This window comes from Isoptericola sp. NPDC056134, assembly GCF_042264825.1.
Lineage (GTDB): Bacteria > Actinomycetota > Actinomycetes > Actinomycetales > Cellulomonadaceae > Isoptericola > Isoptericola nanjingensis.
Window position 1 is genome coordinate 1 of sequence record NZ_JBHJVM010000005.1, and the last position, 26,663, is coordinate 26,663.

Annotated in this window: 23 protein-coding genes, 1 pseudogene and 1 riboswitch; of the genes and pseudogenes, 6 read left to right on the top strand and 18 right to left on the bottom strand. The window is 76.1% G+C overall.

What is annotated here, in order from left to right; translation table 11 throughout:
• The 3 genes and pseudogenes from ACFCZN_RS06430 to ACFCZN_RS06440 form a co-directional block, all read right to left on the bottom strand.
• A pseudogene (locus ACFCZN_RS06430) lies at positions 1–491 on the bottom strand (hypothetical protein); the annotation flags it as partial.
• Between the two features lie 198 nt (positions 492–689).
• Positions 690–3,725: an endo-1,4-beta-xylanase gene (locus ACFCZN_RS06435; RefSeq protein ID WP_430556214.1), complete on the bottom strand. Its 3,036-nt coding sequence runs from the start codon at positions 3,723–3,725 to the stop codon at positions 690–692.
• A gap of 117 nt (positions 3,726–3,842) precedes the next feature.
• On the bottom strand, positions 3,843–4,454 hold the full coding sequence (locus ACFCZN_RS06440) for a DUF4190 domain-containing protein (protein WP_430556215.1): 612 nt from the start codon (positions 4,452–4,454) through the stop codon (positions 3,843–3,845).
• Positions 4,455–4,656: 202 nt separating this feature from the next.
• Between ACFCZN_RS06440 and lhgO the strand changes: the two genes are divergently transcribed.
• A complete protein-coding gene (gene lhgO, locus ACFCZN_RS06445; protein WP_429764497.1) occupies positions 4,657–5,868 on the top strand; it encodes an L-2-hydroxyglutarate oxidase in 1,212 nt (403 codons plus the stop codon).
• Between the two features lie 22 nt (positions 5,869–5,890).
• Positions 5,891–6,532: a phosphatase PAP2 family protein gene (locus tag ACFCZN_RS06450; RefSeq protein WP_429764496.1), complete on the top strand. Its 642-nt coding sequence runs from the start codon at positions 5,891–5,893 to the stop codon at positions 6,530–6,532.
• On the opposite strand, the gene ACFCZN_RS06455 is transcribed toward ACFCZN_RS06450, so the two are convergent.
• Complete coding sequence (locus ACFCZN_RS06455) at positions 6,499–7,674, bottom strand: nucleotidyltransferase family protein (protein ID WP_430556216.1); 1,176 nt, start codon at positions 7,672–7,674, stop codon at positions 6,499–6,501. The two genes, ACFCZN_RS06450 and ACFCZN_RS06455, sit on opposite strands and share 34 nt — an antisense overlap.
• Positions 7,675–7,812: 138 nt before the next feature.
• On the opposite strand from ACFCZN_RS06455, the gene ACFCZN_RS06460 reads away from it, so the two are divergent.
• Entirely contained in the window at positions 7,813–9,702 is a 1,890-nt protein-coding gene (locus ACFCZN_RS06460; protein WP_430556217.1) for an ABC transporter ATP-binding protein, read from the top strand.
• Here the strand turns inward: ACFCZN_RS06460 and ACFCZN_RS06465 are convergent.
• The 3 genes from ACFCZN_RS06465 to ACFCZN_RS06475 are packed head-to-tail and all read right to left on the bottom strand — an operon-like array spanning position 9,633 to position 12,203.
• Positions 9,633–10,610 (bottom strand): hypothetical protein, encoded by a 978-nt coding sequence (locus ACFCZN_RS06465; RefSeq protein ID WP_430556218.1) that lies wholly within the window; start codon positions 10,608–10,610, stop codon positions 9,633–9,635. The two genes, ACFCZN_RS06460 and ACFCZN_RS06465, sit on opposite strands and share 70 nt — an antisense overlap.
• A 1-nt stretch (position 10,611) precedes the next feature.
• Positions 10,612–11,052, bottom strand: coding sequence for a lasso peptide biosynthesis B2 protein (locus ACFCZN_RS06470; protein WP_430556219.1), 441 nt, complete (start codon positions 11,050–11,052; stop codon positions 10,612–10,614).
• Entirely contained in the window at positions 11,049–12,203 is a 1,155-nt protein-coding gene (locus tag ACFCZN_RS06475; protein ID WP_429764491.1) for an asparagine synthase-related protein, read from the bottom strand. The genes ACFCZN_RS06470 and ACFCZN_RS06475 overlap by 4 nt, the downstream gene beginning before the upstream one ends.
• Positions 12,204–12,296: 93 nt before the next feature.
• On the opposite strand from ACFCZN_RS06475, the gene ACFCZN_RS06480 reads away from it, so the two are divergent.
• The 3 genes from ACFCZN_RS06480 to ACFCZN_RS06490 are packed head-to-tail and all read left to right on the top strand — an operon-like array spanning position 12,297 to position 15,378.
• Entirely contained in the window at positions 12,297–13,154 is an 858-nt protein-coding gene (locus ACFCZN_RS06480) for a nitrilotriacetate monooxygenase (protein WP_430556220.1), read from the top strand.
• A gap of 9 nt (positions 13,155–13,163) precedes the next feature.
• The gene (locus tag ACFCZN_RS06485) at positions 13,164–14,606 is read left to right on the top strand and encodes an LLM class flavin-dependent oxidoreductase (RefSeq protein ID WP_430556221.1); all 1,443 of its coding nucleotides are present in this window, start codon (positions 13,164–13,166) and stop codon (positions 14,604–14,606) included.
• A 34-nt stretch (positions 14,607–14,640) separates the two neighbouring features.
• Positions 14,641–15,378, top strand: coding sequence for a GNAT family N-acetyltransferase (locus tag ACFCZN_RS06490; RefSeq protein WP_430556222.1), 738 nt, complete (start codon positions 14,641–14,643; stop codon positions 15,376–15,378).
• An 83-nt stretch (positions 15,379–15,461) separates the two neighbouring features.
• Here the strand turns inward: ACFCZN_RS06490 and ACFCZN_RS06495 are convergent, their stop codons facing one another.
• From ACFCZN_RS06495 to ACFCZN_RS06545, 11 genes are all read right to left on the bottom strand, one after another.
• Positions 15,462–16,466: an aldo/keto reductase gene (locus ACFCZN_RS06495; RefSeq protein ID WP_430556223.1), complete on the bottom strand. Its 1,005-nt coding sequence runs from the start codon at positions 16,464–16,466 to the stop codon at positions 15,462–15,464.
• A gap of 85 nt (positions 16,467–16,551) precedes the next feature.
• Entirely contained in the window at positions 16,552–17,070 is a 519-nt protein-coding gene (locus ACFCZN_RS06500) for a gamma carbonic anhydrase family protein (RefSeq protein WP_430556224.1), read from the bottom strand.
• Between the two features lie 101 nt (positions 17,071–17,171).
• Positions 17,172–18,869 (bottom strand): dipeptide ABC transporter ATP-binding protein, encoded by a 1,698-nt coding sequence (locus tag ACFCZN_RS06505; RefSeq protein ID WP_430556225.1) that lies wholly within the window; start codon positions 18,867–18,869, stop codon positions 17,172–17,174.
• Entirely contained in the window at positions 18,866–19,780 is a 915-nt protein-coding gene (locus ACFCZN_RS06510) for an ABC transporter permease (RefSeq protein ID WP_430556226.1), read from the bottom strand. Before ACFCZN_RS06510 ends, ACFCZN_RS06505 begins: the two co-directional genes overlap by 4 nt.
• Positions 19,777–20,769: an ABC transporter permease gene (locus tag ACFCZN_RS06515; RefSeq protein WP_430556227.1), complete on the bottom strand. Its 993-nt coding sequence runs from the start codon at positions 20,767–20,769 to the stop codon at positions 19,777–19,779. Before ACFCZN_RS06515 ends, ACFCZN_RS06510 begins: the two co-directional genes overlap by 4 nt.
• Before the next feature lies 1 nt (position 20,770).
• A complete protein-coding gene (locus ACFCZN_RS06520) occupies positions 20,771–22,432 on the bottom strand; it encodes an ABC transporter substrate-binding protein (protein ID WP_430556228.1) in 1,662 nt (553 codons plus the stop codon).
• Positions 22,433–22,507: 75 nt separating this feature from the next.
• Positions 22,508–22,621, bottom strand: a riboswitch (SAM riboswitch).
• Positions 22,622–22,769: 148 nt separating this feature from the next.
• Entirely contained in the window at positions 22,770–23,246 is a 477-nt protein-coding gene (locus tag ACFCZN_RS06525; RefSeq protein WP_429763672.1) for a DUF4395 domain-containing protein, read from the bottom strand.
• Positions 23,247–23,277: 31 nt separating this feature from the next.
• Positions 23,278–23,712: a TlpA family protein disulfide reductase gene (locus ACFCZN_RS06530; protein WP_429763673.1), complete on the bottom strand. Its 435-nt coding sequence runs from the start codon at positions 23,710–23,712 to the stop codon at positions 23,278–23,280.
• A gap of 96 nt (positions 23,713–23,808) precedes the next feature.
• Positions 23,809–24,957: an LLM class flavin-dependent oxidoreductase gene (locus ACFCZN_RS06535; RefSeq protein WP_429763674.1), complete on the bottom strand. Its 1,149-nt coding sequence runs from the start codon at positions 24,955–24,957 to the stop codon at positions 23,809–23,811.
• Complete coding sequence (locus ACFCZN_RS06540) at positions 24,957–26,129, bottom strand: LLM class flavin-dependent oxidoreductase (RefSeq protein WP_429763675.1); 1,173 nt, start codon at positions 26,127–26,129, stop codon at positions 24,957–24,959. Before ACFCZN_RS06540 ends, ACFCZN_RS06535 begins: the two co-directional genes overlap by 1 nt.
• Positions 26,130–26,183: 54 nt before the next feature.
• Complete coding sequence (locus ACFCZN_RS06545; protein ID WP_430556229.1) at positions 26,184–26,627, bottom strand: rhodanese-like domain-containing protein; 444 nt, start codon at positions 26,625–26,627, stop codon at positions 26,184–26,186.
• Positions 26,628–26,663 lie beyond the last annotated feature (36 nt).

A 26,663-nucleotide genomic window follows, 5' to 3' on the forward strand; every position in this document is an offset into this window, starting at 1 on the left:
AGGGGGGGGGGGGGCGGGGGGGTCGCCGGGGGGGCGGGGGGGGGGGCGGGCGGGGGGGGTGGGGGCGGGGCGGGGGGGGAGGCGGGTGTGGGGGGGGCGGGCGTCGCGGTCGGCGCCGACAGCGACCCGACCGGGCGGGACGAGGTACGCCGCGGCGGGGCGGCGTTCGGCAGCACCTGCGTGCCGTCGCCGTACCCCCCGGGCGACGGCGCGGACGGCAGCACCTGCGTGCCGTCGGCGTACCCGGAGCCCGCCTGGGCCCGCGGCAGCACCGCCGTCCCGTCGACGTACCCGCCGAACTCCTGCGCGGACGGCAGCACGGTCGTGCCCTCGTCATGACCGCCCGCCCCGCGCGCCGGCAGCACCTGCGTGCCGTCGTCGTACCCGCCCAGCGCCTGCGTCGCCGGCAGCGCCGACGTGCCGTCCTGGCGCGGCGGGATCACCTGGGTGTGCGGGGCATCGGGGGCGTCGTACCCGCGCGGCTGGCTCATGGTCCTCCTGGTCGGATCGTCTGTCGGCTCGTCGGGGATCACGGACGGTCGGCCGCCGTCCGGTCCGCGATGCTACCCACCCGCGAGGGCCGCGCGGCCGTCCTGACCGGCGTCTTCGCCGGACCCCCACACGACCGGCAGCCGGCGGCCCCACCTGCGGGGGCGGGCCGCCGGCCGGCGCGCGGGCCGTCGGCCCGGCTACCTCCGCGCGGGGCCGACCGGCGCCGAGACGACCGTGACGGCGTCCAGCCCGCGGGCGTGCGCCGTCACCTCGACGCTCACCTCGTGCCCGACGTCCGCCCCGCCGACAAGGTAGGTCGAGCCCGCGACGGAGAGGAGCGCCTCCGGGTCGGCCTTGCCGCGCAGCACCTGACCGGTCACCTCGAGCAGCCGGGCGAGGTCGGTCAGGGCGCCGAGCTCCCGACGGACGGGGTCGCCGTCCCGCAGCCACCGGTACGTGTACCGCACGCGCTCGCCGTCGGGCGAGGTCCACTCCCCCGGGTCCGCGAGGAGCACGGCGCCGGGGGCGGTGCCCTTCCGGTCGTCGGCGACGACGGCCGGGGCCACGACGTTCACCAGCCCGTCGGGCTCGGGCTGCTCCGCCGGCACGAGCCTCCCGACGCCCCACCGGGCGGTGGACTGGTAGCCCGTGCCCGTGGGGTCGGCCCAGTCCCGCACCGCGGTGCGCGCGCCGGCCGTGCCGTCGTTGACCTGGAAGTCCAGGCCGTGGAAGGTGCCCGCACCGCCGGCCCCGAGCAGGTCGACCGCCGCCTCGACGACGTACCCGCCGTCCACCGCCGCGGTCGCCGACGTCAGGCGGGCCGCCTGCGCGGCCTCGTCGCCGGTGCCGAACGACGTGACGTTCTCGGCGCTGATGCGGATCTGCGTGTCGACGTCCCGGTAGGCGCCGTTCTTGGCGTTGCCGGCGTCGAGGAAGATCTCGACCGAGTCCTGCACCCACGGGTCGGAGCCGCTGACGTCCGGCGTCGGGTCGGCGACCTCCGCGAGCACGTACAGGGTGTCGCCGGACCAGAGCGTGCGCACGGTCGCCGTGGCGCCGCCGTCGCCCTCGATCTGCCGGTCGGTGCTCACCGCGGAGGCGTCGGCCCACGCGTCGTCCACGACGCCGTCGACCTGCGGCGCCGTCGTGGCCTCGGCCACCTCGAGGTAGCTCAGCCCCTCCAGGAGGGTGAGGGTGCCCAGCGAGCCGGGGGTGTTCCAGCCGGACGTCGTCGCACCGTCGGAGACGCGGACGTCCAGGCCCGCGGTGCCGCCCTCGACGGCGCCCGCCAGCGGCAGGTGCGCGACGACGACGTACCCGTCGTCGGACGCCTCGACGACGGCGGCAGCGCCGTCCGGCCCGGTCACCGTGCCGTCCCGGCCGACCGTGGTCGTCGCACCGTCGACGTCGAACGTCACGGCGTCCGCGTCGTCCGGGTCGGCGTCGGTCACCCGCACCTGCGCGGTGAGGTGGTCGGCCGCCCAGCGCAGCTGGAAGTCGGCCACCGCCTCGCCGCTGCCGTCGTCCGCCTGGACCGTGTGCCGCGGCAGCCGGTCCCACACGGGCGACGTCGTGGCGTCGTCGTCGAGCGGGACGTCGCCGGCGAACACGCCGGCCGACTTCAGCCGCGCGGGGACGTCGCCGTCGACGGCGCCGTGGTACGCCGGCTTGGCCTGGCGGTCGCCGTCGAACAGGAGCGGGCCGCCGTCGTCGCGCCACGACCGGTCGTCCGTGAGACCCCACACCGTGACGCTGAACAGGCCGCCCGCCCGCTCGCGGAACACGCGGAACGCGTCGCGGAACCAGTAGCCCTGCTCGACGAGGCTGGCCGCGGTCGCGGGGTTGCCGATGCCGACGTCGAGCTCGGTCACGGCCTGCGTGACGCCCAGGTCCGCGAACCGGTCGAGCGCGGTGGCCAATGCGCCGACCGGCGTGGACAGCGACACGTGGAACTGGTGGCCGACGCCGTCGACCGGCACGCCGCGGGCCAGCAGGCGCTCGACGAGCGCGTGGTAGCGGTCCTGCTTGCCCGACTGCTCGGTGTTGTAGTCGTTGATGAAGAGCGTGACCGGCCGGTCCGTGCCCGCGGCCGCGTACGTGTCGTTGAACGCCTCGTCCGCGTACTCGAAGGCGAGGTCGATGAAGCCCTCACCGAGGATCCGGTACCACTCGCTGCGCCGCAGGCCGTCGTCCGGGTCGCTCGTCGCGCCGTCGTTCACCACCTCGTTGACGACGTCGAACGCGGCGACCGGGTTCTCGCCGCCGCCGAACTCGCCGTAGGTGTCCGACATCCACCCCGCGACGGAGAAGATGTGCGTGCGCAGCCGCTCACGCAGGAGCTCCTGGTCCGCCTCGGACGTGGTCAGCGGCGTGCCGTCCTCGGCCTGGAAGAACCAGTCCGGCGTCTGGCTGTGCCAGGCCAGGACGTGCCCGTACACGCGCAGGTCGTTCGCCACGGCGTAGTCCATGAGCGCGGCGGCGTCGGCGCTCGGCCGGAACCGGTGCTCGGCGTCGTACCAGGCCTCCACCTTCATGCCGTTCTCGGCCGTGATCTGGTCGAAGTGCCGCAGCAGCAGCTCGGACGCCTCGCCCGTGGTCTCGCGCTGGTCGATCGCCACCCCGACGGGGAAGTCGACCGTCTCCTTGACGCCGGTGAGGTCCTGCGCCGGCGGGGACGTGCGCTCGGCGCCCGTGACGACGAGGTCGTCCACGAGGAACGACGGGTGCGCGCCGTCGACCGGCGCCGCCTCGATGTAGAGCTGGGCCGCCGTGAGGCCCGACGGCATCGTGTAGGAGCCGCCGACGCGCACCCAGCCGTCGGCGGTCGCGTCGACGGCGCCGCCCACCCAGGTGTACGCGTCGCCCGCGGCCGACGTCTCCTGGACCGTGATGTGCACGGCCGCGCTGCCCGCCGTCCCCGCCGGCAGCTTCACCCAGGCCTCGACGTCGTAGTCGCCTCCGGCGGCGAACAGCCCGCCGACGGCGGTCGCCGGGCCGTTCCACTCGGCCGTCCGCCCGGTCACGGACAGCGCCCCGGCGCCCGTCCGCGCGTCGTCCGAGATCGCGAGCGTCACCGCCCCCCGTGGGCCCCATGGCTCGTACGCCACGTCGAAATCGTTTTCGAGAACGACGGAGTCGTCCCCCGCCGCCATGCTCGCGCCCACGACGCCGGTCACCGCCGCGCCGCTCACCATCACCGCCACGGTCGCCGCACCGGCGACCGCCCGTCTCACCCGCTGCCTCATCGTCGCTCCCTCGCGATCGGTGGGGCCCTGGCGGCGGCTCGGCCGACGCCCGGGACCGACGGCGCGTCGGCGCGCCGTCGGGGACACCGTAGGGCTCCGACGGCATTAGGGGCAACGGTTGAACGAAACTTCCTCAGGCGCCGGGAGCACGAGAGGCGACGCCATCGACACGTCGAACGACTCGAAGTCGCTCGGGTCGAGCTGGGAGACCAGCGCGACCGCGAAGACGAGGACCAGGATCCACACGACGACCCCGACCGCGCCCAGCACGATGCCGGCGATCGCCAGCCCCTTGCCCTGCTGGCCCGTGCGCTTGATCCGCGACAGGCCGATGATCCCCAGCACGATCGGTATCACCGCCAGTCCGAGGATGCCCGTGACCAGCGCCGCGATCGACCATCCGTCCGTCCCCGCCGACGGCGCGTACGGCGGGGCGTACTGCCCCTGCGGGTACGGCTGGGCGTACGGCTGCTGCGGGTACCCCTGCGCCTGCGGCGGAGGCGGGCCCGCCTCCCCGGGCTGCGGCGCGCCCGCCCCCGGAGGGGGGTAGCCGGGCTGCCCGTAGCCCGGCGGGTACCCGGGCTGGGGCCGGGGCTCGGGCTGCTGGTACGGGTCCGGGGGTCGGGGCGGCTCCGTCCCGCCGGACGGCGTGGCCGCCCCGGGCGCGTCGGGCCGCGGCTCGCCAGGGTCCGGCTGCGTGCCGTCGTCGTGAGTCATGGCCGTTCCTCCTCGTCGGCGAGGCGCGACGGCCGGGCCGGCCGCCCCCGCTCCTCCCACTATGCCGGAGGACGCGGGCGCAGGCGGGTTCACCTCACCGTTCACCCTGGGAACCCCTCCCCGCGCCGCACCGGGGCTGACATCCTGAGAGCGGCGGGCCGGACAGGGACCTGGCCCGCCACCACCGGCCGGAGGAGGCAGCATGCGGGTCGTCGTCGTCGGGGGCGGGATCATCGGGCTCGCGACGGCCGCGCGGCTCGCGCGCCGCGGCGACGACGTGACCGTCCTGGAGAAGGAGCGCGAGCTCTCCTGCCACCAGACGGGCCGCAACTCCGGCGTCATCCACTCCGGGCTGTACTACGCGCCGGGCAGCCTCAAGGCCCGGCTCGGCACCGCGGGGGCCGCCTCCATGACGCGGTTCGCCGCAGAGCACGACGTGCCCGTCGCCGTCACCGGCAAGCTCGTCGTGGCGACCGACGCCGGCGAGCGCGACCGGCTGCGGACCCTCGCGGAGCGCGGGGCCGCCAACGGCGTGCCCGTGCGCGAGCTGGACCCCGTCGAGGCGCGCGAGCACGAGCCCGAGATCGCGTGCGTCGGCGCCCTGCGGGTCGAGTCCACGGGCGTCGTCGACTACCGCGCCGTGTGCGCCGTCCTCGCGCGCCAGGTGCGCGACGCGGGCGGGGTCGTGCTGCTCGGCCGCGCGCTGCTCGGCGCCCGGACGGTGGGCACGCAGGTCCGGGTCGACGTCGAGGAGGTGGGCACCCACGCCGGGTACGAGCTGGTCGCCGACGCCCTCGTCGTGTGCGGCGGCCTGCACGCCGACCGCCTCGCGCTGGCGTGCGGCGTCGACCCCGGGGCCCGCATCGTGCCGTTCCGCGGCGAGTACTTCGACCTCGCCCCGCGCGCCGCCGACCGCGTGCGCGGCCTCGTCTACCCCGTGCCCGACCCGCGGTTCCCGTTCCTGGGCGTGCACCTCACCCGCGGCGTGCACGGCGACGTGCACGCCGGGCCCAACGCCGTCCTCGCCCTCGCGCGCGAGGGCTACCGGCGGCGCGACGTCGCCTGGCGCGACGTGGTCGACGCCGCCTCCTGGCCCGGCCTCTGGCGGCTCGCCGGGCGCAACCTCGTGCCCGGCGCGGCCGAGGTGGCCCGCTCCGTGTCGCGCACGCTGTTCGCCGCCTCCGTCGCGCGGCTGCTGCCCGGCACCACCGCCGACGACCTGCACCCCGCCCCCGCCGGCGTCCGCGCTCAGGCGCTGCACCGCGACGGACGGCTGGTGGACGACTTCCTCGTGCGCACCGCACCCCGGCAGGTGCACGTCATCAACGCGCCGTCGCCCGCCGCCACCGCGTCCCTGGAGATCGCGCGGCACGTCGAGGCGGAGCTGGACCGGACCATGGCGGCCATCGGGTGACGCGCCCAGGACGGCGGGCCGGGTGACCGACCGGCGGCACCGCGGCCCGGTCGCGCTCGCCGTGTCCGCCACGTCGGCCGGCCTGTTCGCCGCCCTCTTCGCGGTCGCGGTGCTGACCGAGCCGGGTCAGCGCGCGGACGTCGCGGGTCTCGCGCTCCTGACCGCCCCCGAGCCGATCCTCGCCGGCGCCGCGCGCCTGGTGCGCGCGCTCCTGCCGGTCGTCGCGGCGGGCGTCCTCGTCGCGGTCCTCGTCGTGGCGGTGCGGCGGCGAGCGGGCGGGCGCGCCCTCGTCGTGGGCGGGCTCCCGCTCGTCGTCCTCGGCCTCGCGACCGTCCTGCGGGACGTCGTCCTGCCCCGGCCCTTCCTGGGTGCCCACGGCTACCTCCACAACACCTTCCCGAGCGCCCACACGGCGACGCTCGCGGCCTCGTGCGTCGCCGTGGTCCTCCTGCTCGGTCGCCGCCCGGACGGGTGGGCGACGGCGGTGCTCGCGACCTCCGTGCTCCTGGCTGCCTGGGCCAACGTCGCGACCCAGGCCCACCGGCCCAGCGACGTCGTGGGAGCCCTGCTGCTGGTCGGGGTCGTCGCGCCGTGGGCGGTGCTGGCGAGCCGACCGGGCTCGCGAGACGGTCAGCCGACCCCCGAGTCGACGAACCGGAGGTAGTCCTCCCGGGCCCGCGCGTCCGGGACGTCGAGGCGCAGCGCCTTCTCCCCGGCGTCGGGCAGCCCCCGCCGGAGCGCACGCTCGATCCGGCGTTGCGCGACGGCGTGCCCCACCAGAGCCGTCGTCGTCGCCCATGCCCGCGGCCGTGCCGCGGTGTAGAGCCGGCCGCCGCGGTGCGGGTCGCCGGGCAGGTCGGGGACGCCGCGGCGGCGGTCGAGCGCGGCGGCGGCGCCCCGCAGCGCGCTCGGTGCCCGCAGACCCGTGCCGCCGAGCGACTCACCGCCCAGGCCACCGAGCACCCGCGCGGCGCGGTCGACGACGAGCGCCACCGGCGCATCGATCCGCATGGCTCGGGCACGCGGGCCGACCTCCTGCCGCGCACCGTCGCACGCCGCGACGGCGCCGGCGACGTCGACGAGCCACAGGAGCCGCCCCGCACCCGCCTGAGCCGCGTGGAACGCCAGCACCAGGACCGAGTCGACCGGGTCGAACGACGGGACGTCCCGTCCGCCGCCCAGCGCCAGCGTGCGGCGCCGGGCGATCATGGCCTCGGGGTCGGTGCGGAAGCTGCGCCGCAACCCGTGCGGCACGGCGAAGTCCCAGTGCAGGTCGAGGTGCACGCCGAGGGGCCCGCGCATCGCGTACTCCGCGCGCCGCTCGCGCGCCATGAGGGGCCAGTTGCGGTCGACGCCCGTGCAGCCTGCCGCGTGCAGCGCCTCGACCGCCGCCCGGAAACCCGCCCGCGGCACGTACAGGTCGAGGTCGTAGTACTCCCGCATGTCCGGCGAGGGCCAGAGCGCGGCCGCCGCCGGCCCCTTGGCCACCACCCACGGCACCCCGGCGCGGTCGAGCGCCGCACCCAGGACGGCGAGCTCGGCGAGCGCGCCCAGGTGGCGCACCACCTGTTCGTCGCGAGCGCGCCGCAGCGGCGCCCGCCACGGCTCGGGGCAGTCCGGGCGGCCCGCGACGTGCTTCGCCACCGCGGGCAGGATCCGATGGTCCTGGGCGGCGTCGGCCAGGAGCTCGAGCCGTATGCCGTCGAGGGGGACGGGCGTCGGGCCCGGCGGCGGACGGTCGGAGGGCACGACGGAGTCGAGCAGGATCTGCGCCAGCGGGCGGCGCACCGTCGGTCGTGCCCCCATCCCGGCAGGATAGGGAGCGCTCGGCGACGGTGGGGCGTCGGCAGCGGGCGAATTCTCGCCCGGACCGTCCTCCTGCCGCCCCGGCACGGCTAGCGTGTGTGAGGCCGGGCCGGGCCCCGGCGGAGGACGGAGCGGTCGGTGGCAGACAGCGCGGTGGGCGGGACGCCGGAGAGCGACGAGCGCAGGGGACGCCGCCTGCTGCGCCTGCTCGGCGGCTCCTTGCAGGTGTCCTGGCGCGCGAGCCGGCCCCTGTTCGTCGCGATGCTGGTCCTCCAGGTCCTCGTCGCGGGGGCGCTGGCAGGCCAGGTGCTCGTCGTCTCCGCGCTGCTCGACGTGCTGCTCGCGCTCGCCGACGGCACGAGCGGCGTCGCGGCGGTCACCGGACCGGTCCTCGCCCTGGCCGCCCTGACCGGCCTCGCCTCGGTCGCCGGGGGGCTCCAGGCCTCGGCCCGCCGGGTGCTCGGCGAGCACGTGGCGCGGCTGATGGCCGAGGACGTGCAGGAGGTCGCGACGAGCGTCCCGCTCGAGCACTTCGAGTCGCCCGCCTTCTACGACCGTCTGCAGCGGGTCCGCGTCAACGCGCTCTCGAGGCCCTTCCAGGTCACGCAGGGGATGTTCGACCTCCTCGGGTCGTCGATCGCCACGGTCGGCGTGGGCGCCGCGCTGGTCGCGCTGCACCCCGTGCTGCTCCCGCTGCTCGCGCTCGGCGGCCTGCCCCTGCTGTTCACGGGCCGGCGCGAGGGCCGGCTGGAGTTCGCGTTCAAGGTGGCGCAGACGACCAACGAGCGCGAGCGCATCTACACCAACTACGTGCAGAGCAGCCGCGACGAGGCCAAGGAGATCCGCGCCTTCCAGTCGGCCCCGTGGCTGCAGGCGCGCTACCGCGAGCTGTACGGCACGTACCTGGCCGACCTCGCCCGCCACGTGCGGCGGCGTGCGCTGACGAACGGCGCGGGCAACGTCGCCGCGGCCGTGGTGCTCGCGGGGGTGCTGCTGGTGCTGGCCTGGCTCATCACGCGCGGCGAGGTGACGTTCTCCGAGGCGGGGGCCGCCGTGGTCGCGGTCCGCATGCTCCAGGGGCAGATCCAGGGCATCTTCGGCGGCGTCCAGCAGATCTTCGAGTCGGGGCTGTTCCTCGACGACGTGCACGCCTTCCTCACCGACGGGCGGGCCGCGGCGCGCGCGGCCACCGGGAGCGAGGAGCCGCCGGCCGCCTTCCCGGGCGTCTTCGCCCGTGGTGTCTCCTTCACCTACCCGGGCTCGCGGCGACCGGCGCTGCGCGACGTGGACCTCGCGCTGCGCCCCGGGGAGGTCGTGGCCCTCGTGGGCGCCAACGGCTCCGGCAAGACCACCCTCGCCAAGCTCCTCGGCGGCCTGTACGAGCCGACGTCGGGCACGGTCCTGTGGGGCGACCGGCCGCTGTCCGGGATGCGCGGAGCGGCCGTGCGCCCCCAGGTGGCGGTGATCTTCCAGGACTTCGTCCACTACGCGTACACGGCGACGTGGAACATCGCCCTCGGCCGGCCGGACGTCCCGGTCGACCACGAGCGGGTACGGCGCGCGGCCCGGGTCGCCGGCGTGGACGCCGCGCTCGCCGGCCTGCCCGACGGCTACGAGTCGCGGCTGTCGCGCATGTTCCCGGGCGGCACGGAGCTCTCCGGCGGCCAGTGGCAGCGGGTCGCGATCGCCCGGGCCTTCTACCGGGACGCGGCGCTCGTCATCCTCGACGAGCCGACCGCCGCGATGGACCCGCTCGCGGAGCACGACCTGTTCTCGTCGCTGCGGGCCACGCTCGACGGGCGGACCGCGCTCTTCGTGTCGCACCGCTTCTCCACCGTGCGCTCGGCGGACCGCATCGTCGTGCTCGACGACGGCGTGGTGGTCGAGCAGGGCTCGCACGACGAGCTGATGGCCCTCGACGGCGCCTACGCGGAGATGTTCACGGTCCAGGCCCGGTCCTACCTGGACGCCGCGTCGGCCCCGACCAACGGGCGCGCCGAGGCCTCGCCCACCGACCGGAGGACCTGAGCGCCCAGCCCCGGCGCGAACGGCGGCCCCCACGGGACGTCCGCCACCAGCACGGGGACGGTGCGGGCGACGTCGGCGAGGTGGCGCAGGTGGGCGCTCTGCACGCGCTCGTCCAGCCAGCCGTGCAGCCGCGGGTAGTGCAACAGCTCGAAGAGCGCCGCGGTGCCGGTCCGTCGGCGCACGACGAGCTCCCCTCCGTCCCGGTCGGGCTGCGGCACGACGACCGCGCGCAGCGGGCGACGGTCGCGCGCTCCCGCGCCGAGCTGCAGCACGTGCCGGGCGTCGGCGCTCACGCGGCGCCCGGGCGCCCGGGCGGCGAACCGCTCGGCCAGCGAGTCGGCGCCCTTGCGCAGCCGCACCTCCGTGGCCCCCAGGCGCGCCGCGAAGCCGTCGTCACCGCGGTCCAGGCGCAGCACGTCGTCGGTGACGAGGGCGGCCCCCTCCGCGCACAGCAGCGTCGCCATCGTCGACTTGCCCATGCCCGAGTAGCCGACGAACGCGACCACGCCGTCGTCGTCCTCCACCGCGCTCGCGTGCAGCACCGCCTCGCCGCGCAGGTACAGCTGGAACGCGAGCATCCCGCCGGTGGTGAGCACCCGGCTCAACCCGGGGTCGACGCCGTCCGCCTCCCGCAGCACGACGTGGCGCAGGTCGGCCGACACCTCGAAGTCGCACGCGTCGTGGAACCGGAGCAGATAGCCGTCGGCGCCCAGGTCCCAGGCGGTGTACCAGGGGTCCCCGGCCAGCTCGTGGTGCAGGACCGGCCGCCCGACGGGGGTCGTGCGCTGGTCGGTGCCCGGGCCGGCGGCGACCACGACGTCGGCCCGGGCCGCGCCCTCCTCCGCCCGGTCCTGGTGCAGGTCGAAGGGCGCCTCCACGATCAGGCCGTACAGCAGCTGGCGGTCCATGTCACGCTCCCTGGGTGGGGACCGCGAGCGGCCGGAAGCCCGTGCCGCGGTCCAGGTCGAGGTCCTTGTCGTCGATGCGCAGCCAGGCGTGCGCCCGCACGACGCCGCCCGTCTTGGCGACGCCCAGCACGAGCGCGGGACGACGGTGACGCAGCAGCCGGCCGGCGAGGATCGCCGAGCGCAGGCAGGTGCCGTTCACGCCGGGCAGCCGCAGCACCCGCCGCAGGACGCGGAGCCGCCGCCGTTCCGCGTCGTCCAGCACGCCGGGATCGAGGTCGCCGGACGCAGGCTCGGCGGACGCCAGCAGGGCGAGGTCGTACCGCCGGGCGACGCGCGCCACGTCCCACCGGCGCAGCCGGCGCTCGAGCAGCAGCAGGGCGCCCAGGAGCCGGAGCGCCAGCGGGACGGCGCTCACCCGGCGCCACACCCCGGACGGGGTCACCGGACCGGCTCCGCCCCGACGGACGCCAGCCACGCCTGCTGCAGCAGCAGGCTCGTCGGACCGGGCGGGAAGCCGGACAGCCACGCGGCGCGGAGCCCGTCGACGTCGACCAGCGCGGCGTCGACGCCGTCCCCGCCCCACCGGCGGGCGAAGTCGCGCGTCGCGCTGCCCAGGTACGCGCGGTTGAACGAGGCCTTGTCGGACCGGGCGCACACGGCGTCCGGCAGCAGCGTGCCGAAGACGGCGCGCATGCCCGCGGTGCGGTCGGGGAAGCCCCACGGGTGAGCCGCGCCGAGCGCCCCGAGGAAGCCGTCGTCCAGCAGCGGGTGGGCGAGCACGACGTCGTGCTCGGCGGCCACCTGGCCGAACGTGTCCAGGAAGACCCGGCTCGCGCGCCTCCGGCGCAACCAGCGCAGGCCGCGTGCGTACGACAGCGGCTCGGCCGCGGCGTCGCGCGCGATCTCGTCGGCGAGCCGAGCTGTCGTCTCGCGCCCCAGCCAGGTGAGCGCCGCCGTGCTGCGCGCCGCGGCGGTGCGCTCGCGCCACCGCCGCGCGGGCAGCAGCGAGTCCAGGGCGACCCGGCGGGGCGTCCCCGCCCTCCCCCGGCCGCGCGCGACCCTCAGCAGGGCCCGGGAGCGGCGGTCGCCGAACACCTCGTCGCCGCCCTCCCCCGTCAGCACCACATGCCCTCGCAGCTCGCGCAGCATCGCGTCCTTCACGTGCATGGTGGCGGGGAAGAGCAGCCCTCGGCGCACCAGGCTCTCCCGCGCCGCGTCGCCCAGCAGGTCGTTCTCGCCTCCGATGTCGATCCGCCGCCACGTGGAGAGCCCGAGGTGCCGCACGACCGACTCCTGCCACGCGGACTCGTCGGCCTCCGCGACCCCGGGGTAGCGGAACGTGACGGGCACCGGGTCGGGGTGCCCGTCCTCGCGGGCGACGGCGGTCGCGGCGGCGAGCACGGCGGACGAGTCCCGCCCGCCCGAGAAGGTGACGGCCACGGGGCGCCCGCCGGTGGCGCGGCGCACGGACGTCTTGATCGCCTCCAGCGGCCTGCCGACCTCTCGGGGCGTCGTCGGCACAGGGTCGGGCACCAGCCCTGGCAGCCAGCACGCGGCGACCTCGAAGGCCGTCGGGCGGTAGAAGGACGTCATCGTCGGTCCAGGCTGCTCGGGGGACGCTGGGGGGAGGTCTCGGAGGACACCGGAGGTGGGGGGGGGGGGGGGGGTAGGGAGAGAGGGGAGCGGGTGGGTGGGGGGGGGGGGGGGAGGGGCGGTGGGCTCGCGGGGGCACCCCGCACCCCGGAGACGGCCGACGCCTACGGTCGCGAGCCTGTCGCCGATCTCGCCCGCGAGGCCCGCGACGTCGTGCAGGTGGTGCGCGACCTCTGGGACTCGTGGGAGGACGACGCCGTGATCCGCGACGTCGCGACCGGACGCTACGTGGATCGCGACCGGCTGCACCACGTCGACTTCGTGGGCGAGACCTTCTCGGTGAAGGGCCCGCTCATCAGCCCCCGGCCGCCGCAGGGGCAGCTCGTGGTGCTCGCCCCGACCGGCGACGTCGCGCCGTCGGTGAGCGACGATCCCCTGGTCGACGTCGCGCTCGTCGGCGGCTCCGACATCGCGGCCGCCCGGGCGGCGGCGCGCGCCGCGACCGCCCCCGCGCCCGGCGCGGACGACGGCGCCGCCCTGGCGGTGGTCGACCTGGAGGTGGTGCTCGACGCCGACGGCCGCACCGCACGGGCCCGGCTCGCCGAGCTCGACGCCGCGACCCCCGCCGGGGCACGCACGGGCTGGGGGGCGGGCGCCCTGCAGTACTCCGGCGACGCCGCGGGCCTGTCCGGTCTCCTCGCCCGGCTGGCAGCTTCGGGCGACGTCGCGGGCGTGCGGCTGCTGCCCGCCGTGCTCGACGTCGACCTGCCGGTGCTCGCCCGTGACGTGCTCCCCGCGCTGCGTGCCGCCCGGCTCACCGCAGCGCCCCGCGCGGGCGCCACCCTGCGCGAGACGCTCGGGCTCCCGCGCCCCGCCAACCGCTACGACACCCGCCCCGGCGCCGGCACCCGGGCGCGGCACGCCGCCCCGCACGCCGCCGCGATCGCCTGAGGAACCCCGATGACCGCACCGACGACACCGCCCCACGCCCCCGACGCCCCGATCACCCGCCCCCGCGCGCAGGTGCACTTCGGCGTCTTCTTCCAGGGCGTCAACCACACCACCATCTGGTCCGACCCGGAGTCCGGGTCGCAGACCGACTTCGCGTCCTTCGAACGCGTGGTCCGCACGGCCGAGCGCGGCCTGTTCGACGCGTTCTTCCTCGGCGAGGGCCTGCGCCTGCGCGAGACCCGCGGCCGGATCCACGACCTCGACGTCGTGGGCCGGCCCGACGCGATCACCCAGCTCGCCGCGCTCGCGGCGATCACCGAGCGCATCGGCCTCGTGGCCACGCAGAACACCACGTACCACGACCCCGCCGACCTGGCCCGGCGCCTCGCGAGCCTCGACGTCCTGTCCGGCGGGCGGGCGGCGTGGAACGTCGTCACGACGGACAACGCCTGGACCGGCGAGAACTTCCGCCGCGGCGGGTACCTCGACCACGCCGACCGCTACGAGCGCGCGGCCGCCGTCCTCGCGGTCGCCCGCGGCGTCTGGGACGCGTTCCCGGACGCCACGGGCGGGGCCGGGGAGGGAACGGTGGCACGCGTGACCGTGCCCGGCACCGACCTGCGCACGCCTCGCGACCTGGTCCTCGACGCCACCACGCCCCGCAGCCCGCAGGGCCACCCGGTGATCTTCCAGGCGGGCGACTCCCCGCAGGGCCGCGACTTCGCCGCCGCGCACGCCGACGTGATCTTCTCCCGGCACGGCGCGGTGCTCGCCGACGCGCTGGGGTTCGCCGCCGACGTCCGCCGCCGCGTCGTCGCCGCCGGGCGCCCGGAGGACGACGTGAAGATCTTCCCCGGCACCGCGATCGTCGTGGGCGACACCCCGGCCGAGGCCGAGGAGAAGGCCCGCTGGGTGCGCCGCGCCCAGGTCACCCCCGCCACGGCGCTGTCGATCGTCGGCAACATCTGGGGCGAGGACCTCTCGTCCTACGACCCCGACGGCCCGCTCCCGGCGCACGACCCGGTGGTCGCCGAGCTCGGCGGCGAGCGCGGCTCCGCCACGACCGGCGCGCGCACGCACGAGATCGCGCGGCAGTGGCGCGCCGTCGCCGAGGCCGAGAACCTGTCGATCCGCGAGCTCGTCGTGCGCAACGCGGGCGAGCGCGGCTTCACCGGCACCCCCGAGGCCGTGGCGGACGAGCTGACCCGCTGGGTGCGCACCGGCGCCGTCGACGGGTTCAACCTCAGCCCGTGGATCGTGCCGTCAGGCCTCGACGACGTCGTGGACAGGGTCGTGCCCGCGCTGCAGGAGCGCGGGGCCTACCCCGCCGCGTACGAGGGCGGCACGCTGCGCGAGCACCTCGGCCTGCGCGCACCGCTGACCCGTCGTGCCCGCGACCGGTCCGGGGTCCTCGACGCCGACAGCGAACCGACGCCTGTACCGGTGCCCTGAGCACGTACGCTGCACCGGCAGACCAGGAGGCGACATGACCACCACGACCACCACGACCGACGCTCCCGCCGGCACCCCTGACGAGGCGTCCGAGGCCGTCCTCGACAACCCGCGCTGGTCGTCGCTCACGGGAGCGCACGCCCACCTGGCGGAGGGCAACGACCTGGTGCTGCGCTACCCCGCCGACGTGTCCCCGTTCGCCGCCGTGCGGTCGTGGGACGACCCGGACGTGTGGGACGCGATCGTCGACGTCGCGGGCCGCGGGGCCGAGTTCCCCGGCCCGCCGGCCGACGTCGTGCTCCCCGCGGGCTGGGAGCGCGCCTCGCTCCACGAGGGTGTCCAGCTCGTCGAGACGGACCGGCTGCGCACCCGCGCCGACGACGAGGCCGTCGTGCTCGGCGCCGAGGACGTCCCCGACATGCTGGCGCTCGTCGAGCGGTCGCGGCCCGGCCCGTTCCTCCCCCGCACCTATCTCATGGGCCGGTACGTCGGCATCCGGCGGGCTGGGCGCCTCGTCGCGATGGCCGGCGAGCGCCTGCAGCCGGAGGGCTGGACCGAGATCAGCGCCGTGACCACCGACCCCGACCACCGCGGCCAGGGCCTCGCCACGCGCCTGGTCCTCGACGTCGCGCACCACGTCCGCGAGCGTGGCGCGCGCCCCATGCTGCACGCGGCGGGGAACAACGCGAACGCGATCCGGCTGTACGAGAACCTCGGGTTCAGGCTGCGCGCCCGCACCGCGTTCGGCGCGGTGCGCACGCCCTCGGCCTGACCTCCGCAGGCCGACGGCCCGGGTCCCCGCGGGGACCCGGGCCGTCGCACGCTGCGCTCCCGGCGGCTGGTCGCGCCGTCGGCTCAGGCCTCGAGCAGGTCCGGCTGCGGGTGCCGCACACCCTGCACGGCGCCGCGGGGGATGACCTGCGAGATCGCGGCGACGTCGTCCGGCGACAGCGTGATCGACGCGGCGGCGACGTTCTGCTCGAGGTAGCGCAGCCGCTTGGTGCCCGGGATGGGCACGACGTCGTCGCCCTGCGCGAGCAGCCACGCGAGGGCGAGCTGCGCGGCGGTGACGTCGCGCTCGGCGGCGAGCCCCTCGAGCGAGCGGACCAGGGTCCGGTTGTGCTCGAACGCCTCCCCGGCGTACCGGGCGTGCCTGCGCCGCACGTCGTCGTCCGCAAGCTCGGCGACCCGGTCGACGGTGCCGGTGAGGATGCCGCGCCCGAGCGGGGAGAACGGCACGAAGCCGATGCCGAGCTCGCGCAGGGCGGGCAGGACGGCGTCCTCGGGGTCGCGGGTCCACAGCGAGTACTCGCTCTGCACGGCGGTGACCGGGTGCACGGCGTGCGCGCGACGCACGGTGCCCGCGCCCGCCTCCGAGAGGCCGATCGCGCGGACCTTGCCTGCCGCGACCAGCTCGCCGAGCGCCCCGACGGTCTCCTCGACGGGCACCTGCGGGTCCACGCGGTGCAGGTAGTACAGGTCGAGGTGGTCCGTGCCGAGGCGGGCCAGCGAGCGGTCGATCGCGGCGCGCAGGTACTCCGGTCGCCCGTCGACGGGGCGGCCGTCGGGGTGCTTCCCCAGCCCGAACTTCGACGCCAGCACGATCCGGTCGCGGTGCGGGCCGAGCACGCGCCCGATGAGCTCCTCGTTGCGCCCTGCGCCGTACACGTCGGCGGTGTCGATCAGCGTGACGCCGAGCTCGAGGGTGCGCAGCAGCACCGCCTCCGCCTCGGCGGCGTCGGCCGGGCCGTACGAGTCGGCGACGGACATGCCGCCGAAGCCGAGCGCGGACACGGTGAGGGCGTGGTCGCCGGAGCCCAGGGTGCGGGTGGGCAGCGTGCCCGTGGGAGGTGTCGTCATGGCCGCAGCCGACCACCGCGACCGCCGGCGTGCAAGGGCCGGGGCGCCCCTCTCGGATGCTGGACGAGCGGTGCGCGCGAGCGGGTCAGCCGATCGAGCGGCGGTGGCGCTCGGCGAGCTCCTGGTACTCGATCGCGTTGCGGCGCACGCGCTCGGCGCCCTCGGCGTCGAGCTCACCGCGGTCCTTCGCCGGGACGCCGACGGCGAGGTGCCCGGCCGGGATCTCCTGGCCCTCGCGCACCAGCGCGCCCGCCGCGACGAACGCGCCCTCGCCGACGACCGCGTTGTTCAGCAGGGTCGCGCCCATCCCGATCAGGCTGCCGTCGCCCACCGTGGCGCCGTGGACGATCGCGCCGTGGCCGACGCCCACGCCGGCGCCGATGGTCGCGGGCACGCCGGTGTCGGTGTGCACCACGCAGTTGTCCTGGATGTTGGAGCCCTCGCCGAGCACGATCGCGTCCATGTCGCCGCGCAGCACCGCGCCGTAGAAGACGCTCGCCCCCGCGCCGATGCGCACGTTCCCCACGATCGTCGCCGTGGGGGCGACCCACGCCGTGGGGTGGATGTCGGGAGTGTGACCGTCGAAGGGGAGCACCGTCGCCATGCGCGCGACCCTACCTGCCCCGGGCAGGCGCCACGCCACCGACGGAGCGCCACCGACGTCGTACCCGCTGTCGCTTCCGGGCCGGGAAGCGACAGCGGGTACTACGTCGAGGTCCCGGACAGCGCCCGGCGGCCCGGGATGGCCGCGACGAGCTCGCGCGTGTAGTCCTCCTGCGGGTCGAGCAGGATCTGGTCCGCCGCGCCCTGCTCCACGATCCGGCCCCGGCGCATCACACCGACCTGGTCGGCGACCTGGCGCACCACGGCGAGGTCGTGCGAGACGAACAGGTACGCGAGCCCGTGCTCCGCCTGCAGGCGCACCAGCAGCTCGAGGATCTGCGCCTGCACCGAGACGTCGAGCGCGGACACCGGCTCGTCGAGCACCACGAGGTCCGGCCGCAGGGCGAGCGCCCGTGCGATGGCGACGCGTTGGCGCTGCCCGCCGGACAGCTCCCGGGGGCCCCGCCGCAGCACGTCCACGGGCAGCGCCACGTCGTCGATCAGGGAGCGCACCCGGTCGGCACGCTCCGCCCGGTCGCCGACGCCGTAGGCCCGCAGGGGCTCGGTGACGATCTGCTCGACGGTGAAGCGCGGGTCGAGCGAGGCGTACGGGCTCTGGTACACGACCTGGAACCCGCGCCGCAGCGACCGCAGCTCCCGGCCGCGCGCGGCGGTGACGTCCTCGCCCCGGAACACGACCCGCCCGGCTGAGGGCCGCTCGAGCCGCAGCGCCAGGCGCGCCGTCGTCGTCTTGCCGGAGCCGGACTCGCCCACCAGCGCGTACGTGCGCCCCGGGCCGACGGCAAGGCTGACGTCGTCCACCGCGACGAGGGTGCGGCGCTCGGCGCCGCGCGGCAGGGCGAACTCCTTGCGCACACCGTCGAGGGCGAGGACGGGCGCCGGCTCCGCCGAGGACGGCGGTGCCTCCCCGCCCTGCGCAGCACCCCCCTCCCGCGCACCGCCGTCCCGCGCCCCGACGACGAGGCGCGAGCTCGCGAGGCTGGGGGCGGCCGCGATCAGCGCACGCGTGTACGGGTGCCGCGGGTCGTCCAGCAGCCGCGCTGCCGGTCCTTCCTCCACCACCACCCCGTCCTGGAGGACGACGATCCGGTCCGCGCGGTCGGCGGCGACGCCCAGGTCGTGGGTGATGAGCAGCACGGCCGTGCCGGTCTCCCGCGCGAGGGCGTCGAGGTGGTCGAGGATGCGCCGCTGCACGGTGACGTCGAGCGCGCTGGTGGGCTCGTCCGCGACGATCAGGCGCGGCCCTGCCGCGATGGCGATCGCGATGAGCACGCGCTGCCGCAGCCCGCCCGAGAGCTGGTGCGGGTACTGGCGGGCGCGCGCCGCGGGGTCGTCCACGCCGGCCTGGCGCAGCAGCTCGACGGCCCGGACCCTGGCGTCGGCGCGGCGCACCAGCCCGTGGACGACGAGCACCTCGGCGACCTGGTCGCCGACGCGCACCACGGGGTTGAGGGAGACGGTCGGATCCTGGGGCACCAGGCCGACGTGCCGACCACGGACGTCCTGCCACTCCTTCTCGGTGAGGCCGGACAGGTCGCGGCCGTCGAGCCGGAGGCGGCCTGCGGTCACCTCGCCGCCCCGTGGCAGCAGGTGCAGCGCGGCGTGCGCCGTCGTGCTCTTGCCCGAGCCCGACTCGCCGACGAGCGCCACGACCTCTCCGGCCCCGACCCGCAGGTCCACGCCGCGCACGGCCGGTCGATGCCCGCCGTCGGCGGTCCGGTAGGCCACCTCGAGTCCGCTGATCTCCAGCACCGGGGTGCTCGCCGTCGTGCGTGTCACTGGTCCTCTCCCGTCTTCTCCAGGGCCCGCGACACCCTGTTGGCGGCGAGCACGACGGCCACGATGACGAGACCCGGCAGGGTGGTGAGCCACCAGGCGGTGGCGAGGTAGTCGCGCCCACCGGAGACGAGCGCGCCCCACTCGGGCGCGGGCGGCGGGGTGCCGTAGCCGAGGAAGCTCAGCGCCGACACGGCCAGCACGGCGGTCCCGAGGTCGAGGGCGACGAGCGCCAGCACCGGGCCGGAGGAGTTGGGCAGCACGTGCCGCCCGAGCACGGCCGGCCACCGCAGGCCGGACGCGCGGGCCGCCTCCACGTAGACGGAGGTCGACACGCGCAGCACCTCGGCCCGCATCACCCGGGCGAACGTCGCCACCGAGCCGATGCCGACCGCGATCGCGACCTTGACCGGACCGAAGCCGAGCGCCGTGATGATCGCCAGGGAGAGCAGGATGCTCGGGATCGCCAGCAGCACGTCGACGAGCCGGCCGACCACGTCGTCCACCCAGCCGCGCAGGAACCCCGCGAGCAGGCCGAGGAGCGAGCCGAGGACGAGGCCGACGGCCACCGCGAGCGCCGTCGTGCGCAGGGTCAGCGACGCCCCGTGCACCGCGCGGGCGTACACGTCGCGGCCCAGGTGGTCCGTGCCGAACCAGTGCGCGCCCGACGGTGGCTGGAGCCGGTCGGCGGGGACGCCGACCAGCGGGTCCTGGGCGGTGAACACCTGCGGTGCCACGGCCCAGGCGGCCACGACGAGCAGGACGGCGACCGCGACGAGCAGGCCCGGCCGCCGCAGCACGTGGCGCGCGCCGCGCAGGGCGCGCCGGGCACCGCCGTGCCGGGCAGGCGTCGCCGCGGGATCCGGCGCCGACGCGTCGGTCACGACGGGGCGGGTGAGGGTCTGCAGCGTCATGCGGTCACCGCCGTGGCTCGCCGGGACGCAGCCCGCCGGGAGGCGGCCCGCGGGGTCCGGAGCTGGATCCGGGGGTCGAGCACGGGGTAGACGAGGTCGACCACCAGGGTCACGACGACGAAGACGAGCGCGGAGAACACCACGATCGCGAGGACCACGGGCACGTCCTGCTGGTTGACCGACTGCACCGTGAGCCGCCCGAGCCCCTGCCGCGAGAACACGGTCTCAGTCACGACGGCGCCGCCGAGCAGGCCACCCACCATGACGCCGAGAACGGTGAACGCCGGGATGGCGGCGTTGCGCAGGGCGTGCGCGAGGTGCACCCGGGCGCGGCTCGCGCCCTTCGCCCACGCCGTCTCGACGTAGGGCTCGCCGAGCGTGCCGCGCAGGGAGCGGGACAGGATCTGCGCGAGCTGCGCCCCGGCCGGGACGGCCAGCGTGATCGTGGGCAGCACCAGGCTGACGGCGCGCTCGTTGCCGATCGCCGGGAACACCGGCAGCCGGAACGAGAACCACTGCAGCAGCACCAGGCCCACGAAGAACGTGGGCAGGGCGACGCCGAGCGGCGGCAGCGCGGACAGCGCCTGGCGCAGGAACCGGGCCCGCGGGAGGACGCTGGCCACCGCGACCGCCGTCCCTCCGAGGACGGCGACAAGGAGCGCCGCACCGGTGAGCCTGAGCGTCTCGGGCAGCGCCTGCGCGACGAGGGCCGTCGCGGAGGCGCCGCTCACGTACGAGGCGCCGAAGTCGCCGGCCAGCGCGCCGAGGAGCGCGTCGCCGTACTGCACGAGGATCGGGCGGTCGAGCCCGTGCTCCGCGCGCAGCGCGGCGAGCTGGGCCGGGTCGACCTGGCTCACCTCGCCGCCCCCGGACGCGACCAGCGCGGCCGGGTCGCTCGGCAGCAGGTACAGGACGAAGAACGCGACGGTGAAGGCCGCCCAGAGGACGAACACCCCCTGCCCGGCCCGTCGCAGCACGTAGCGGGTCATCTCACTCTCCCGCGCCGTCGGTCACCCAGGCGTCGTAGAAGTCGAGCCGCGAGGAGGCCTCGAAGGTCAGCCCCTGCACGCGGTCGGCCGCCGCGATCGTGGTGGACAGCTCGTAGACCGGGATGGCGTGACCACGCTCCAGCAGCAGCCTCGACGCCTCGGAGACCAGCGTCCGGCGCTCCTCGGGGTCGGTGGCGGCGGCCGAGTCGTCGAGCAGCTCGTCGACCTCCTCCGGGTCGCGCTGGTTCACGTTGCGCGCGTTCGCCGAGAAGATCGTGCGCAGCACGTCGGCGTCCGACCGGGTGAGGTTGTAGTAGTCGAAGTCGAAGTCGCCGGCGGCGGTGGCCGCCTCCTTCTCGGCCACCGTGACGTGCTTGAGCTGCAGGTCGACCCCGATCTGCCGGAGCTGCTGCTGCACGAGCTCGAGCGCGCCGGGCTCCTGCCAGAACGTCACCGTGGTGGAGAGCCTCCGACCGTCCTTCTCGCGGATGCCGTCGGCGCCCACGACCCAGCCCGCGTCGTCCAGGACCTTCGTCGCACCCTCGGGGTCGTACGCGAGCAGGTCGTCCGCACCCTCGAACAGCGGCGTCGAACGGGACAGCACACCGGTGGCCGGCTGGTCCTGCGGCGTCAGCACGGTGTCCACGATCTGCTGGCGGTCGATCCCCTTGACGAGCGCGGTGCGCACGGCCTCGTCGGCGGCCAGCGGGCTGGACTCGTTGGGGAACAGGTTGAACACGACGCCCGGGTTCGCGCGGTAGGACAGCCAGAACCCGTTGCCGTCGAACTGCGGCAGGTCGACGGCGTTCAGCGCGGCGGTCGCGTCGATCTGTCCCGACTGCAGGGATCCGGAGCGCACACCCGCCTCGGGGATGACCTTCAGGGTCACCGTGTCGAGGTACGCCTCGCCCGTGTGGCTGCTGGCCTCCGACCCCCAGTCGTAGCCCGCGACCTTCTCCAGCACGATCTCCTGGTCCGGGGTGTAGGACTTCACGGCGAACGGCCCGGAGCCGACGTACTTCCCGGCGCAGCGATCCTCGGTCGAGAGGGTCGCCGAGTCGGGCGAGAGCAGGCCGAGGGAGAACGTCGACGTCGCCTGGAGGAACTGCGCGCTCGGCTCGTCAAAGTCGACGGTCACGGTGTGCTCGTCCACGACGGTGGTGCCTGCGTAGCCGACGAGGTACTGGGAGCCGAGGGACGCCACGGCACCCAGGTCGACGATCGCGTCGAAGTTGGTCTTCACCGCGGCGGCGTCGATCGGCGTGCCGTCGGCGAACGTGGCGTCGTCGCGCAGGTGGAACGTGTAGCTGGAGGCGTCGTCGTTCACCTCCCAGCTCTCCGCGAGCCAGGGCAGGATCTCGCCGGACTCCGGGTCCTGTGCGGTGAGCGACGCGACGGTCTGACGGGCGGCCGCGATCGCGTCGTTGTTGCCGACCTGCTGCGGGTCGACGCAGTGCGAGTCCACCGTGATGGCGAACGTCAGGTCGCCGCCGGCGACGGGCTCGCCGCTCGCGTCGGCGCCGGTGCCCGCGGTGTCGGCGCCCGTCGAGCAGGCGCTGAGCAGGAGGCCGGCGGCCGAGACGGTGGCGGCGAGCCCGACGACGCTGCGTCGCGGGGTGCGCCTGGGGTCCTGGGTGCGCGGTGCGCGCGGGGTGGTGGTCATCGCGTGGTGTTCCTCGTGGTCATGGCGGGTCGCCCCCCGCGCCGGCACGGGCCGGGGCGCGGTCATGGACGACCGGAGCCGTGCTTACCCGGCCGCGGGCGCGGCGGGGTCAGGTCGTTCCCGGAGCACCCCGTCACGTCGAAGGGTTGCTGGCCAGCGAGCCGGGCCTGGGTGCTGGCGCTCGTCACCTGGGCGGCAGGGAAGCCGCCGCGGCCTCCCGAGTCAAGGGTCGGGCGGGTCGTCTCACATCACGGACGCGGGACGGGCGCCGCAGACGCCGAAGGCCCCGCCGTCGGTGACGGCGGGGCCTCGAGGGGTCCGGTGGTGGGCGGCGGCCTCAGCGGGCGGAGGGCCGCAGGCGCGCGCCGAGCAGGTAGAGCTCGCAGCCGAGGCACAGGCCGACGACGGCGTTGAGGCCGGCCGCGACGAACGCGATCCCCGCGGCCCACGGCACCGCGGCCAGCACGCCTGCGAGGCCGAGCACGACGCCGACGCCCGTGACGACGAGGCCGACGAGCTGGGCGAACCGCGGCGGGCGCGGGTCCTCGAGCTCGGCGGGCGGCGCGAGCCGGGGGCGAACGAGGGTCTTGAAGAGCCAGCCCTGCACCGTGCCCTGCGCGCCGCGCACGGCGCCCAGGAGGAACCCGGCGGCCACGACGGCGAGCAGCACGAGGCCGGCGGGGCTCGCCCCGAGGAGCACGACCACGGCGAGCAGCAGCGCCGTGACGGCGGCGCCCACCCGAGGGCCGCGCGGGTCGATGCCGGCCGGGGCCCGCGTGACGGGGGCCTGGCCGGCGGGACGCTCGGAGGTCATCGGTTCTCCTCGGGGACGGGGTTCGGCGGGCTCAGCCGACGGGGACGACGGCGGCCAGGGCCTGGCGCGCCTGAGCGGGCGACATCCCGCCGCTGCTGCGGGCGGCCTGCGCCCCGGTCGCGTCCAGCACCAGCACCGTCGGGGTGGTGAGGACGCCGAGCTCGCGCACGAGGTCGAGATGGTCGTCGACGTCGAGCTCGTGGTGCTCCACGCCGGCCTCGCGCTCGACGAGGCCCTCCAGCACGCGGGCCGTGGCGCGGCACGGGGCGCACACCTCGGCGGACAGCTGGACGAACGTCGCCCGCTCCCCCAGCCGGACCCCGCGGGCCGCCCAGTCCACGACGGGGTCCTGCCGCGCGGGCGTGGTGCGGACGCGCCCCTGGCGGGACCTCCACACCGCGCCGAGGACGACGGTCGCCAGGACGAGCACGGCCAGGATCACCAGCTGGGTGGGCTGGACCGTCACGGTGGCCTCCTCACACGGTCGACGTCGCGGCCATTCTCCCCGCCGCCCACCATCCGGTCGACGGGATGACCGCATGCCGGACACCCCGCCGGGCGGTCAGACGGTCAGCGCCTCGGCACGCGTGCCGTCGTGCACCGCGGGGGCCTGCGCCGCGGTGAGGCCGGCGGCCCGCCGCTCGTCGTCGGGCCCCCAGAGCGTCGTCGTGACCTCGGCGCGCACGACGGGCGCGACCTCGGCCGCGAACCGGCGCAGCACGTCCTCCTGGCGGGACGGCTCCAGCAGGTGGTTCACCGAGACGGACTGCAGCACGTGCCCGAAGGAGCCGTGGTAGTCGAGGATCTTCTCGGCCACCCGCTCGGGCGACCCGACCAGCGCCGGGCCGCGCTCGACGGCGTCCTCGATCGTCTCGAACGCCTGGGCCTTGCCGACGTGCGTCGCGGGGTCGTAGCCGCGCGCCCGCAGCCGCGCGACCTGCCCCTCGTACAGCGGCCGGTACTGCTCGATCGCCTGCTCCGTGGTGTCGGCGAGGAACAGGCCCCCGGAGCCGGCGCCGACGAACCGGTACGCCGGGTCGTGCCCGGCGGCCGCGTACCGCTCGCGATACCGGTCGATCAGCCGCCCATAGCTCTCCCGCGGCTGCAGCGCGTTGGCGCTCACGATCGGGTCGCCCCACCGGGCGGCCAGGTCGACGGCGAACTCGCTCGTCGCGGACCCGTGCCAGATGCGGAAGGGCCCGGCGAAGGGTCGCGGCAGTGTGGTGGCGTGCTCCAGCCGGTGGCGGTGGCGGCCCGACCAGGTGACGTCCTCGGACGACAGGAGCAGCCGCAGGAGCTCGTAGTTCTCCTCGAGGTACTCGTACTGCTTCGCGATGTCGAGGCCGAGCAGCGGGTACTGCAGCTCCTCGTTGCCCTTGCCGATGACGATCTCCAGCCGCCCGCGGGAGAGCTGGTCGACGGTCGCCAGGTCCTCCGCCACCCGGATCGGGTCGAGCAGGGACAGCACGGTCACGCCGGTCGACAGCAGGATCCGGCGGGTGCGGGCCGCCACCGCCCCGAGGATCACGGTGGGCGCGGACGACAGCACGTCGCCGGCGTGCCGCTCCCCGACCGCGAACGAGTCGAACCCGAGCTCCTCGGCCAGCACCGCGTGCTCGACGACGCGCGCGAGGCGGTCCGCGGGCGGCACCGCCTCTCCCGTGACGGGATGGGGCGGGTTGAAGACGATGTCGAGCAGCTGGAAGCGCATCAGGCCACGCGCTCCCCGGTGCCGACCGCCGCGCCGTCGGCGTCCGCGGAGGCCTCGGCCGTCGCAGCGGCCCGGGCGGTCGCGCGGTCGCGCGCGGCCACGCCCTCGCGCACGAGCGGGATGACGTGTCTGCCGAAGTCGATGGCGTCGTCGAGCAGGTCGTAACCGCGCGCCGAGATGACCCGCACCCCGAGGTCGTAGTAGGCGAGCAGCGCCTCCGCGACCTGCTCGGGCGTGCCGACCAGCGCGTTGGAGTTGCCGGCCCCTCCCGTCGCCTTCGCCGTGGCGGTCCAGAGCGCGGTGTCGTACCGGTCCCCCGCGGCGGCGATCTCGAGCAGGCGCTGCGACCCGGCGTTCTCGGGCCTGTCGATCGGGTGCCGCCGGGACAGCTGCCCGCCCAGCTGCGCCTTGCGCGCCTCGATCCGGTCCAGCACGCGGTGCGCCTTCTCCCAGGCCAGCTCCTCGGTGGGCGCCACGATCGGCCGGAAGGCCGCGTGGATGCGCGGCGGCGTCGTGCGTCCCGCGGCCGCGGCCTCGGCGTGCACGCGGTCGATCTGCTCCTGCGTGCGGGCCAGGGGCTCGCCCCACACGGCGTAGATGTCGGCCTCGGCCGCCCCAACCCGGAAGGCGGCATCCGAGGACCCCCCGAAGGAGATCGTCGGCACGTGGCCCTCGACCGGCTTCGCGTCGAGCACGAAGTCCTCGAAGTCGTAGAACTCGCCGTGGTGGTCGAACGCCTCCGCGCTGGACCACGCCTGCTTGACGATCCGGATGTACTCGTGGGTGCGCGCGTACCGATCGTCCTTGGTGAGCCGGTCGCCCTCGCGGCCCTGCTCGTGGTCGTTGCCGCCGGTGATGAAGTGCACCGACAACCGGCCCCCGGAGAGCTGGTCGAGGGTGGCGAACGTCTTGGCGGCGTACGTCGGGTACGAGACGTTGGGCCGGTGGGCCAGCAGCAGCTCGATGCTCTGCAGACGTGCCGCCGTGTACGCGGCGAGGGCCGCCGGCTCCGGGCCGGAGGACCCGTAGGCGAACAGGACCCGCGTCCACCCGTTGTCCTCGTGCGCGCGCACGATGCGCTCCAGGTAGGCGGGGTCGAACGCGGCGGTGGTGCGGGCGGACGTCTCGGACGCGTCGTTCGTGGTGGCGATGCCGAGGAACTCGACGGGCATGGTGGTCTCCTTCGCTGCAGCGGTGGGGCTGGGGTCGTGCTCGTGCCGGGCGGGTCAGGCGCCCGCGGCGGGGCCGTCCGACGGCGCGGTCGCCGGAAGGCCGGCGTCGCGCCAGGCGGGGAACCCGCCGTCGACGTGGGTCACGTCGGTGAAGCCGCGGGCCCTGAGCGCCGCGGCGACCGGTCCGGAGCCGTCGATCGAGCCGCAGACCACGACGACCGGGGTGTCGAGCGAGATCGCAGGCGCGTCGGCCGGGCCGAAGAGCGCGTCCAGGTCGTCCCGGTCGGCGAGCGTCGCCCCGGGGATGTCGCCGGTGGCGGCGCGGCCGCGCGCCGACCGCACGTCGACCAGCAAGGCGCCGTCGGCGACCCGCGCGCCGGCCGTGCGCGCGTCCTGCGTCGGCGGGGTGGTCGGACCGCTGCCTCCGGGGGCCGTCCCGGGCACGGTCTCGGACGTGGTCTCGGGCGCGGTATCGGGCGCGGTCTCGGACGTGGTCATGGGTCCTCCTTGAGGGGTGGTGGTCGGTCGGTGCGG